Consider the following 11,030-nt stretch of genomic DNA (forward strand, 5'->3'; position numbering starts at 1 on the left):
GGAGGAACTAGGGCAATGGCACTCATGACGGGCGAAGAATATATCGAGAGTATCCGCAAACTCAATATGGAGATCTACATGTTCGGCAAACGGGTGGAGAATCCGGTGGACGACCCCATCCTGCGCCCCTCCCTCAACTCGGTGCGCATGACCTACGATCTTGCGCAGATGCCCGAGTATGAGGACATCATGACGGCGGTATCCCCCGAGACGGGCAAGCGCATCAACCGCTTCACCCACATCCACCGCAGCACCGAGGACCTCATCAAGAAGGTCAAGATGCAGCGTCTGCTCGGCCAGCAGACCGCGGCCTGCTTCCAGCGCTGCGTGGGTATGGACGCGTTCAACGCCGAGTACTCCACCACCTATGAGATGGACCAGAAGTACGGCACCCACTATTTCGAGAACTTCAAGAACTTCATGTTCTACTGCCAGGAGAACGACCTGACGGTGGACGGCGCGATGACCGACCCGAAGGGCGACCGCGGGCTTGCGCCGCACGCGCAGGCCGATCCCGACATGTACCTGCACATCGTCGAGCGCCGTCCGGACGGCATCGTCGTGCGCGGCGCCAAGGCCCACCAGACGGGCATCATCAACTCCCACGAAGTCATCGTCATGCCGACCTGCTCGATGGGCCCGGACGACAGCGACTACGCGGTTTCCTTCGCGGTGCCGGTGGACACCAAGGGCATCTTCATGGTCATCGGCCGCCAGAGCTGCGACACCCGTAAGCGGGAGGGCAGCGAGATGGACGTCGGCAACGCCGAGTTCGGCGGCGTCGAGGCGCTCGTCGTGTTCGACAACGTCTTCGTCCCCAACGACCGCATCTTCATGTGCGGCGAGGCGGAGTACGCGGGCATGCTCGTCGAGCGGTTCGCGGGCTACCACCGCCAGAGCTACGGCGGCTGCAAGGTCGGCGTGGGCGACGTGCTCATCGGCGCGGCGGCGGTCGCGGCCGACTACAACGGCGCGGCGCGCGCCAGCCACATCAAGGATAAGCTCATCGAGATGACCCACCTCAACGAGACCCTCTACTGCTGCGGCATCGCCTGCTCGGCCGAGGGCCACCCGACCGAGAGCGGCAACTATATCATCGACCTGCTGCTCGCCAACGTCTGCAAGCAGAACGTCACCCGCTTCCCCTATGAGATCGTGCGGCTGGCGGAGGACATCGCGGGCGGGCTCATGGTCACCGCGCCCAGCGAGGCGGACTTCCGCGACGGTAAGCTCGGACCCTATGTGGACAAATACCTGCGCGGCGTGGCGGACGTTTCGACCGAGAACCGCCTGCGCATCCTGCGGCTCATCGAGAACCTCTCGCTCGGCACGGCGGCCGTCGGCTACCGCACCGAGTCGATGCACGGCGCGGGCTCGCCGCAGGCGCAGCGCATCATGATTTCGCGCCAGGGCAACCTCGCGATGAAGAAGAAGCTGGCGAAGAAGATCGCCCATATCACCGAATAATGGACCGGTCATGCTGGGGGAACGGCGTATGGAGCTTGTAAACAGGATCGAACGGGTCCTTGACGAACGGGTGCGCCCGCAATTGGCGCTGCACCAGGGGGACATCGAGCTGGTGGACTGCGACGGGGAGGGCGTGCTGCGCGTGCGCCTCATCGGGCAGTGCGCCGGCTGCCCCTCGGCGTCGCTGACGGCGCAGATGCTCGTGGCGGAGGAGGTGCGCGCCCAGGTCCCGGAGGTCAGCCAGGTGCTGCTTCTGGGCGGCGTGAGCGACGGGCTTCTGGCCGAGGCGCGGGAGCTGCTGGCGCGCAGGCACGGATGACCGTCGCGGTGAAATACTGCGGGGGCTGCAACCCGCGCTACGAACGAACCGAATTGGCAGAGCGGCTGCGCGCCGATTTCCCCGGCGTGCGGATCGTCCGCGCGGAGGAACCGGCGGACGTGGCCGCGATCATCTGCGGGTGCCCGGCCGCGTGCGCGTCACGCGCCGGGCTTACCGCGCGGCTGGGCGCCGTCGTGCTGACGAGCCCCGCCGACTATGACAGGCTCCTGCGCCCGCTGCTCGCGGCGCAGAGTGATAAGGAGTGACACACACCATGGATTGGAAGGAACTTTACAGGCAGAAGCTCACCACGGCGGACGAGGCGGTGAAGCGGATCAAATCGGGCGATCGTGTCGTCGTGACCCACGCGACGGGCGAGTCGACCCTCCTCTCCGACGCGATGGTGAGAAACGCGGCGGCCTACCGCGATGTGGAGATCGTCCACATGGTGGCCATGGGCAAGGCGGAGTACTGCCAGCCCGAATATGCAGGGAATTTCCGGCACAACAGCCTTTTCCTCGGCGGCACCACCCGCAAGGCGATCGCGGAGGGCAGGGGGGACTTCACCCCGGTCTTCTTCTCCGAGATCCCCGACCTCTTCCGCACCCGCCTGCACCCGAACGTCGTCCTGCTCCAGCTCTCCCCGCCGGATGAGCACGGCTATTGCAGCTACGGCATCTCGGTCGACTACACCAAGCCCGCGGCCGAGTGCGCCGACCTCGTGATCGCGCAGATCAACCGGAACATGCCCCGCACGCTGGGCGACAGCTTCATCCACGTGAAGGACATCGACTGCATCATCGAGGCGGACACCCCCGTCATCGAGCTGGCTCCGCCGAAGATCACCGACGTGGAGCGCGCGATCGGCGAGAACGTGGCCTCCCTCGTGCGGGACGGCGACTGCCTCCAGCTCGGCATCGGCGCGATCCCCGACGCGGTGCTGCTCTTCCTCAAGGAGAAAAACGACCTCGGCATCCACTCGGAGATGTTCTCCGACGGCGTGGTCGAGCTCGTCGAGGCGGGCGTCATCACCAATAAATGCAAGAACATCCACAGGGGCCGCAGCGTCGCCACCTTCCTGATGGGCACCCGGCGCCTCTACGACTACGTGGACAACAACCCCGAGGTCGAGATGCTGCCGGTCGACTACGTCAACGACCCGCGCGTCATCTGCCAGAACGACAACCTCGTCTCGATTAACTCCTGCGTGCAGGTGGACCTGATGGGGCAGGTAGTCTCCACCTCGGTGGGCCTCAAGCAGATCTCGGGCGTCGGCGGCCAGGTGGACTTCGTGCGCGGCGCGAACATGTCCCGGGGCGGCCGCACGATCATGGCGATGCCCTCGACCGCCAAGGGCGGCGTGTCCAAGGTGGTCTCCTTCATCGACCACGGCGCGGCGGTCACGACCTCGCGGTACGACGTGGACTATGTCGTCACCGAGCAGGGCATCGCGCAGCTCAAGCGCAAGACCCTGCGGGAGCGGGCCCGCGAGCTGATCGGGGTGGCACATCCCGACGCGCGGCCGGAGCTCATCGAGGAGTACGAACGCCGGTTCCACTGCAAATTCTGAGAAAAAAGCCCGTATGCAGGCCATACGGGCTTTTTTAAAAGGGGAGGCAAACACCCATGACCAATCTGGAGAAATACGACCGGGCCTTTGTGCAGGCGCTCGGCGTCAAAAAAGAGGAGCTGGGCGAATCGCTCGTCTACCGGCGTAACGAGAACTGGGATTCGGTCGGGCATATGGACCTGGTCGTCCGGCTCGAGGAGGCGTTCGACATCTCGATCTCCTCCCCCGACGTAATGGCGCTCAACACCTACGAGCGGGGCAAGGAGATTCTGGGGAAATACGGCGTCACATTCTGAAAAAGGAGGGCGCGCCATGATCTTTGGGATTGACGAAAGGCCCCCCATCCGCCCCGCGGCCTACGGGGAGGGGGGAGAGGTCTACTCCTACGGGCGGCTGTGCGCCGACGCGGCCCGCGTCGCGGCGTGTACGCCGGGGCGGCCGCTCGTCTTTTCGTTCTGCGAAAACAGCTATGGGGCGCTCTGCGGCTACGCGGGGTTCCTGTCGGGCGGCGCGGTGCCGCTGCTGCTCGACGCGGGAATGCACCGGGAGCTGCTCGACGGCCTGCTGGAGACCTACCGGCCCGGCTTCCTCTGGTTGCCCGAGCGGATGGCCGGGGGCTTCCCCGGGACAAAGCGCCTCCTTTCGCTCGAGGGCTACGCGCTGCTCGGGAGGGGGGAGGCCCCGCCCGCCATGCACCCCGACCTCGCGCTGCTGCTGACGACCTCGGGGTCGACGGGCAGCCCCAAGCTCGTGCGCCAGAGCCGCCGCAACATCGAATCGAACGCGCGCGCGATCGTCCGCTACCTTGAAATCGGGGAGGAGGAGCGCGCGATCACGACGCTGCCGATGAACTACACCTACGGCCTTTCGATCGTCCAGAGCCACCTGCTGGCGGGCGCGTCGCTCATCCTGACCGGGCGCAGCGTCGTGGAGCCGGAATTCTGGGCGCTCTTCCGGGAGCGGGAGGCGACGAGCTTCGGCGGCGTGCCCTACACCTATGAAATTTTGAAGCGGGTCGGCTTCTTCGGCATGGAGCTGCCGAGCCTGCGCTATTTCACCCAGGCGGGCGGCAAGCTGCCGCCCGAGCTGCACGAGACCTGCGCGCGCTATGCCGACGCGCATGGCAAGCGGTTCTACGTCATGTACGGGCAGACCGAGGCGACCGCGCGGATGGGCTACCTGCCCTGGGAGCGCGCGCTTGAAAAGCGCGGCTGCATGGGGATCGCGATCCCCGGCGGGAGGTTCACCCTGCTCGACGTGGACGGCGCCGCGATCGATTCGCCCGGCGAAGTGGGGGAGCTTCGCTACGAGGGGGACAACGTGACGATGGGTTACGCCGCGTGCGCCGCCGACCTCGCGAAGGGGGACGAGCGGCGGGGCGTGCTGCTGACCGGCGACATGGCCGCCCGTGACGAGGAGGGCTTCTACACGATCGTGGGGCGCAAAAAGCGGTTTATCAAGCTGTTCGGAAGCCGGGTGAGCCTCGACGGGTGCGAACGGCTCGTGAAGGAGCAGTTTCCCGGCGTGGACTGCGCCTGCTACGGGAGGGACGACGCGCTCTGCGTCTGCCTGACCGACCCCGCGCTGCCCGAGCGGGCGGCGGACCGACTCGCGGAGCTTCTGGGGGTGCGGCGGCGGGCGGTCAGCGCGCGGTATGTGCGGGAGATCCCGCGCAGCGGCGCGGGCAAAATCCTCTACCGCGAGCTGGAGGAGGCGCCGTGAGCGCGGCGGACCGGCTGTGGGAGGCCCCGCCCTTCGGGCTCGCACCGGATGAAAAGGTAAAATACTTTACAGAGGCGCTCGCCGATCTGACCGCCTCCCACCGGCGGCGGTGTCCGCCCTATCGGAACATCCTCGGCGCGCTCGGCTTCGATCCCGCGTCGGCGCGCGCGCCGGAGGAGTTTCCATTCCTGCCGGTGGGGCTCTTCAAGAACCTCGAGCTTTGCAGCGTGCCGCCCGGGGAGGTGGCGCGGGTCGTGACCTCGTCGGGGACCTCGGGGCAGGTCCCCTCGAAAATTTATCTCGACGGGCCGACCGCCGACGGCCAGCGCCGCGCGCTGGCGGCGATCGTCTCCGACTTCATCGGGCCCGACCGCCTGCCGATGCTCGTGATCGACTGCCCGTCGGTGCTGCGCGGCGGCCGGTTCACGGCGCGTGCGGCGGGGGTGGCGGGGTTTGCCAGCTTCGGGCGCGGCCGGACGTGGGCGCTTGGGGACGACATGCGCCCCGACCTTGACGCGGTGTCCGCGTTCCTCGAAACATACGGCGGGAAACCGTTTCTGCTCTTCGGCTTTACCTTTCTCGTCTGGCAGTTCTTCGAGGCGCTCGCGGCAAGCGGACGCGCCTGGGACTTCCAAAACGGCGTGCTGATCCATGGCGGCGGCTGGAAGACGCTCGCCGACCGCGCGGTCGGCCCGGAGGAATTCCGCCGCCGGCTGGCGGAGGGGTTCGGGCTGCGACGGGTGCACGACTACTACGGCATGGCGGAACAGACCGGGTCGATCTTCATGGCGTGCGAGCGGGGACACCTGCATGTGAGCGCCTTTTCCGACCTGTTTGTGCGCCGCGCGTCCGACTTCTCCCTCTGCGAAACGGGGGAGGAGGGGATTTTGCAGGTGCAGTCGATCCTGCCGGAATCCTACCCGGGGCACAGCCTGCTCACCGAGGACCGGGGGGTGCTGCTCGGGGAGGACGGCTGCCCCTGCGGGCGGCGGGGCAAATATTTTGCGGTGCTCGGACGGCTCAGGGCCGCCGAGCTGAGGGGGTGCAGCGATACCTATGCGGCTGAACACGGCTGACGCGGCGTTCCTTGTGGGGGACGCGGCGGCGCTTGCGGCGATGCCCGGCACGCCGCCGCTCGAACCCTTTTCGCCCCGCGTCCTCGACCTCTTCGACGCGCTCTCGAAGGCGCTGCTCTCCCGCCCGGATGTCCGGCGGTTTCCCGATCTCGCCGCGCTCGCCTTCTGGTGCCGGCGCGCGGCCATGGAGGAGCGCCGAAAGCCCTACCTTGACGGGGAATTCCGCCTGGGGAGGGGAATGGCGTTCCACATCGCGCCGGGCAACGTGCCCCTCAACTTCGCCTATTCGCTGGCGGCCGGGCTGCTTGCGGGCAACGCGAACGCGGTGCGGCTGCCCTCCGAGCCCTTCCCGCAGGCGGCGCTCGTCTGCGCCGCGCTGGAGGAGCTTCTCGCCGGCGCGTTTTCCGACCTGCGGCCCTACGCCGCCTGCCTGCGCTATCCGCGCGAAAGCGGCCTCACCGAGGCGCTTTCCGCCCTCTGCGACGCGCGGATCATCTGGGGCGGGGACGAGACGGTCAGGCGGGTGCGCGCCTTCCCGCTGAAGCCGCGCGCGGCGGAGATCTGCTTTGCCGACCGCTGGTCCGCCTGCGTCATCGATAGCGGCGCCTACCTCGCCCACGCGGACCGGGACGCGCTCGCCCGGGACTTCTACAACGACACCTATTTGAACGACCAGCGCTCCTGTGCCGCCCCGCGCGCGGTATTATGGCTCGGGGAGCGGGAAGGGGAGGCCCGGGCGGACTTCTGGCCGCGTGTCGAGGCGATCGCGGCCGCGGAATACGACTGGCCCGCCGCGCTCGCCGTCGCGAAGCGGGAGGCGTTCTGCCGCATCGCGGCGGACTGCCCCGGCGCGCGGCTGCTCACGAGGGGGAACCTGCTTGTGCGGGTGGAGCTGCCCGCGCTCACGCCCGCCGCGATGGAACTCCATCCGGGCGGTGGCTTCTTCCTCGAGACGGCGGCGGATTCCCTTGACGCGCTCCTTCCCGTCTGCGGCGAAAAGTGCCAGACGGTCACCCACTACGGTGTAAAGCGGGAAGCCTTTCATGCCTTCCTGCGGGCGCACCGCCCCAGGGGAGCGGACCGGATGGTCCCGATCGGACGCGCGCTGGAATTTTCCCTCACGTGGGACGGGGTGGACCTCATCCGCAGGCTCTCCCGCGCCGCCGTGTGCGAAGCATCTGTAAAGGAGGACCCCACATGAAATTTTACGATAAGAAGCCCCGCGAACTGGAGCAGAACCCCTTCACCCTCCCCGACAATCCGGCGGTCATCGCCGCCGGGGAAAACGGCGACGCCGTTTCCGCCCCGCAGGGGGCGTTCGGCGTCTTCGCGGGCAGGCCGTGCGCCTTCCTCTTCCTGCCGCGGGATTCGCGGGTGTGCGCGCTGCTCGAGGCGGGCAAGCCCTGCTCGATCAGCTTTTTTGACACCCCCGCCTTCCGGGACAGCCTCAACGCCCTCGCCAGATACGGGACGCTCGACGCGGTCGGCCTGACCGCCGCCCGGGAGGGGGAGACCCCCTACTGCGAGGAGGCGGACACCGTCTTCCTCTGCCGCAGCGTGTGCATGCGCGGAGCGGAGGAACCGGAAAAGGAGACCGTCCTCTTCTTCTGCGAGATCACCAGGACGCTGCGCAAGCGGCCGGGCTTTAAGGACCGGCTGGTCGGCTGCTGCTGACGCCTTCCATTTGACCAACCTCACAGCCATGTGTCTTCCTGCAAGGAAAAAGGCCGCCCATTTGGGCGGCCTTTTTCCTGTCCGGCGCCCCGCGGGCGGCTTACAGGTGCATCCGTTTTTTCCATTCCGCGCGCATGCGTTCCCCCTCGAAGGAGAGGATCGCGGCGAGCGAAAGCAGGCTGCAGGCGACGCAGACGACCGAGGGGTAGACGACGGTGACCCACCGGAAGAGCAGAAACAGGATGGGGATGACGCCGAACAGCCCGTCGATGATCAGGTAGATGAAGAAATCCTCGACGCGCAGATGGAGCACGCGGGCGATCACGGCCATCCCGGCCATGGCAAAGACGCAGAGGCTGGGGACGACGTAGTTGAGCGACCAGCGGTGCCAGCCGGTAAAAACGTCCCAGAGCACGGCGAGCAGCGACAGCCAGAAGACGAGCCAGAGGATGTTCTTGGGGATGTTGTTGCGCTGGCGGATGACCGACCAGAGGCAGACCCACATGCAGGCGATGCCCGCCGCGACAAAGAGGGCCCACCACGAGCTGGAGGGGACGATCGCGTTGATGGCAAAGCAGATGACCACCGCCGCGATCGACAGGAAGACCATGCCGCGGATGAGCAGGTGGTAGGGCGGGTGATCGTCGGGCAGGCTGGGGAAGACGCAGGGCTCCGGCTCGCCCGAGAGGGGCCCCTGGCAGAGCGGGCAGTCCTCCCGGCTGTCGCGGACCGTGACCCGGCATTTTTCACAGTAACGCATGGAAGCTCACTCCTCGCTGACGGGATTGGAACTGATCTCGACCGGCAGCCCCATGCCGGTGAGGATCCGGAAGAAGCGCTTGGGCACGTCGGTGCTCACAAAGGGGGAGGTGAGGCTCAGCATGAGCCGGTCTCCGTAGGAGCACATGCACATCTGGAGCCGCCGCGCGCTGATGAACACGTCAAAGGCGCGGATGAAGGGCGCGCAGGCGGAGGGCATCGTGATCCGCCCGAGGTTGGAAAGGGAGGTCGTCTCCCCGCGCGCGGCGATCCAGCCGGACAGCCGCAGCACCGGGTCCTTGACCGCCAGCGGCATCACGCGGATGACGGGGTTATGTTCGAGCGCGGCCAGCCGATTCATGCGGCGGGCGAGCCGGTCGGCGGTGAGTTCCCGCGCGAAGGACGCCTTCACCGCGGCGAGCACCTCGTCAAAGGCCCAGCCGTTCTGGAAGTGGTACCCGGCGGTAAAGACCCCGAAGAAGTTGCGGACCGACTCCGACTCGAAGTAATTGCGCAGGTTGACGGGCACCGCGGCCACGACCGGCCGGCGGCTGCGTTCCCGCGCGGGCATCTCGCCCGCGACGGCGGTAAGCAGCACCGCCGTCAAAAAGACGGTCATGCTCACCCCCAGCTCCTTCGCCTTGGCGGCGGCCGCCCCGACGGGCAGCGACCCCTCCACGACCCGGATGCGGCCCCCCGGCAGCAGCGCGCCCTTCATGTGGTAGGCGCGCGGGGTCTTTTCCCCGCGGCCCTTCCGCTCCGGGACGTAGTGCTTGCGGAAGCTGTCGTCCTCCCGTTCCGAGCGGGAGGCGTCGAAGTCGAGCGCGGACGGGCTGTGCGTAAAGGCGTCCGGATGGCGCAGCAGCAGGTAGTCATAGACGAGCGCGCGCAAAAATTGCAGCGCGCCCGAACCGTCGGTCAGCGCGTGGTAGACCTCCAGGTTGATGCGGCAGCGGTAATAGGTGACCGCGAAGAGCAGCCCCCGCCGCCGCGGGTTATAGAGGGGGGAGCAGGGGGGACTGCTTTCCTCCGACACCTCGGGCACAAGATCGCTCTGCTCGAGGAAATACCAGAAGAGCCCCCGCCGCAGCACCGAACGAAACGGCGGGAACTTTTCAAGGGTGCGGCCGAGCGCGCGCCGGAGGACCTCCGGATCGACCGGCTCGCAGAGCTCGCAGGCAAAGCGGAAGACCTTGGGGTCCTGCTTGCTGCTCGTCGAGGGGAATATTTTGGCCGCGTTGTCCAAGCGGCTCCATTTTAAGGATTGTCTTGACATGCCGGATGGCTCACCTCGTCTAAAAAGCGGTTGATGTAACCGTAGGCCTTCTGCACCTGCGCGAAGCGGGGCGGCAGGGAGAAAAAGCCGTGGAGCGCGTCGGGGATGCGGTGCATCTCCACCGGGACGCCCGCGCGCTTGAGGGCCTCGCCGTACGCCTCCCCCTCGTCCCGCAGCGGGTCGTATTCGGCCGTGAGGATGAGGGTCTGCGGCTGGTTGGAGAAGTCCTCCGCCGCCAGCGGCGCAAAATAGGGGTTTTCACAGTCCTCCGGGCCGCTCCGGTAGAGCTCCATATATTCGCAGATGCGCTTGGAGGTCAACAGATAGTCGGTACCGTTTTCACGCACCGACGGAAAGGGGGAATTTTCCGTATGGTCGGCCGCCGTGGCGGGATAGATAAGGATCTGGCTGCGCGGCAGGAATTCCCCCCGGTCGCGCGCCATCAGCGAGACCGCCGCCGCGAGGTTCGCCCCGGCGCTGTCCCCGATCAGCGTGATCTGGTCGGCCCGCATCCCAAAGAGGCTCAGATCGAGGAAGATTTCCCGCGCGACCGCATAGCAGTCCTCGGGCGCGGCGGGGAAGCGGTATTCGGGCGCGAGGCGGTAATCGACCGACACGACCGAACGGTCGGTCAGCTTCGCCATATTGCGGCAGACCTTGTCGTAGCTGTCGATGTTGCCCGTCACCCAGCCGCCCCCGTGGAAAAAGAGCAGGATGGCGTGCTCCCCCTCCGTCTCGGGGGAGAAGATGCGCACGGGAATGTCGTGGTCGCCGTAATGCACCACGTGGTCCCACGGCTTATAGAAGAGAACGGGCCTGCCCGCCGCCGTCCGAAGCGCCCGCTCGATCGGGTAGGTCTTGCGGATGTCGATGTCCGGATAGGAGAGGGCTTTGAGCGCGGCGCGCATGGCCTTGTTGATTGCGATGGGAATTCCTCCTTTTTTGCCGCTCGGGAAGCGGCGGAGCTTCTTCTTTGATATCCCGCTCAGGGCGCTTCAGATTTGCCGCACTGCGCCCGGCGGGGCTAAGACGGGAATTGCCGCTTTACAAGCGGCAAGAATGACTTGCGCGTTCCGCCGCGCGCCACGGGTTCCTTTTCGGACGGACGAAAAGGAACCAAAAGTCCGCCTAAGAACCCTCCGCCGGGTTCTTAGGAATCTCCGGGAG

12 protein-coding genes are annotated in these 11,030 nt (G+C 66.9%); 9 read left to right on the plus strand and 3 right to left on the minus strand.

Annotation, left to right across the window (positions count from 1 at the left end; translation table 11 throughout):
• Window positions 1-15: 15 nt before the first annotated feature.
• From ACZO3G_RS10030 to ACZO3G_RS10070, 9 genes are read left to right on the plus strand one after another with little or no spacing between them, the layout of a single operon-like run.
• The gene (locus ACZO3G_RS10030) at window positions 16-1,467 is read left to right on the plus strand and encodes a 4-hydroxyphenylacetate 3-hydroxylase family protein (protein ID WP_101547983.1); all 1,452 of its coding nucleotides are present in this window, start codon (window positions 16-18) and stop codon (window positions 1,465-1,467) included.
• Window positions 1,468-1,495: 28 nt separating this feature from the next.
• Window positions 1,496-1,786, plus strand: a complete 291-nt coding sequence (locus ACZO3G_RS10035) for a NifU family protein (protein WP_101547987.1) — start codon at window positions 1,496-1,498, stop codon at window positions 1,784-1,786.
• Window positions 1,783-2,052 (plus strand): SelT/SelW/SelH family protein, encoded by a 270-nt coding sequence (locus ACZO3G_RS10040; RefSeq protein ID WP_101547991.1) that lies wholly within the window; start codon window positions 1,783-1,785, stop codon window positions 2,050-2,052. Before ACZO3G_RS10035 ends, ACZO3G_RS10040 begins: the two co-directional genes overlap by 4 nt.
• An 8-nt stretch (window positions 2,053-2,060) precedes the next feature.
• On the plus strand, window positions 2,061-3,356 hold the full coding sequence (locus ACZO3G_RS10045) for an acetyl-CoA hydrolase/transferase family protein (RefSeq protein WP_121587203.1): 1,296 nt from the start codon (window positions 2,061-2,063) through the stop codon (window positions 3,354-3,356).
• A 56-nt stretch (window positions 3,357-3,412) separates the two neighbouring features.
• The gene (locus ACZO3G_RS10050) at window positions 3,413-3,652 is read left to right on the plus strand and encodes an acyl carrier protein (protein WP_101547996.1); all 240 of its coding nucleotides are present in this window, start codon (window positions 3,413-3,415) and stop codon (window positions 3,650-3,652) included.
• A gap of 16 nt (window positions 3,653-3,668) precedes the next feature.
• The gene (locus ACZO3G_RS10055) at window positions 3,669-5,078 is read left to right on the plus strand and encodes an AMP-binding protein (RefSeq protein ID WP_276872086.1); all 1,410 of its coding nucleotides are present in this window, start codon (window positions 3,669-3,671) and stop codon (window positions 5,076-5,078) included.
• Complete coding sequence (locus tag ACZO3G_RS10060) at window positions 5,075-6,154, plus strand: LuxE/PaaK family acyltransferase (RefSeq protein WP_276872085.1); 1,080 nt, start codon at window positions 5,075-5,077, stop codon at window positions 6,152-6,154. Before ACZO3G_RS10055 ends, ACZO3G_RS10060 begins: the two co-directional genes overlap by 4 nt.
• Window positions 6,135-7,355 (plus strand): acyl-CoA reductase, encoded by a 1,221-nt coding sequence (locus ACZO3G_RS10065; protein ID WP_276872082.1) that lies wholly within the window; start codon window positions 6,135-6,137, stop codon window positions 7,353-7,355. The genes ACZO3G_RS10060 and ACZO3G_RS10065 overlap by 20 nt, the downstream gene beginning before the upstream one ends.
• Entirely contained in the window at window positions 7,352-7,828 is a 477-nt protein-coding gene (locus ACZO3G_RS10070) for a hypothetical protein (RefSeq protein ID WP_101547999.1), read from the plus strand. Before ACZO3G_RS10065 ends, ACZO3G_RS10070 begins: the two co-directional genes overlap by 4 nt.
• A gap of 100 nt (window positions 7,829-7,928) precedes the next feature.
• Here the strand turns inward: ACZO3G_RS10070 and ACZO3G_RS10075 are convergent, their stop codons facing one another.
• Genes ACZO3G_RS10075 through ACZO3G_RS10085 form a run of 3 tightly spaced genes read right to left on the minus strand, consistent with a single transcriptional unit; the run spans window position 7,929 to window position 10,771 of the window.
• Window positions 7,929-8,588 (minus strand): DUF6320 domain-containing protein, encoded by a 660-nt coding sequence (locus ACZO3G_RS10075; protein WP_101548004.1) that lies wholly within the window; start codon window positions 8,586-8,588, stop codon window positions 7,929-7,931.
• Between the two features lie 6 nt (window positions 8,589-8,594).
• Entirely contained in the window at window positions 8,595-9,863 is a 1,269-nt protein-coding gene (locus ACZO3G_RS10080) for a condensation domain-containing protein (RefSeq protein WP_276872075.1), read from the minus strand.
• A complete protein-coding gene (locus ACZO3G_RS10085) occupies window positions 9,845-10,771 on the minus strand; it encodes an alpha/beta hydrolase (RefSeq protein WP_199724034.1) in 927 nt (308 codons plus the stop codon). Before ACZO3G_RS10085 ends, ACZO3G_RS10080 begins: the two co-directional genes overlap by 19 nt.
• Window positions 10,772-11,030 lie beyond the last annotated feature (259 nt).

The organism is Anaerotruncus sp. (assembly GCF_057433415.1).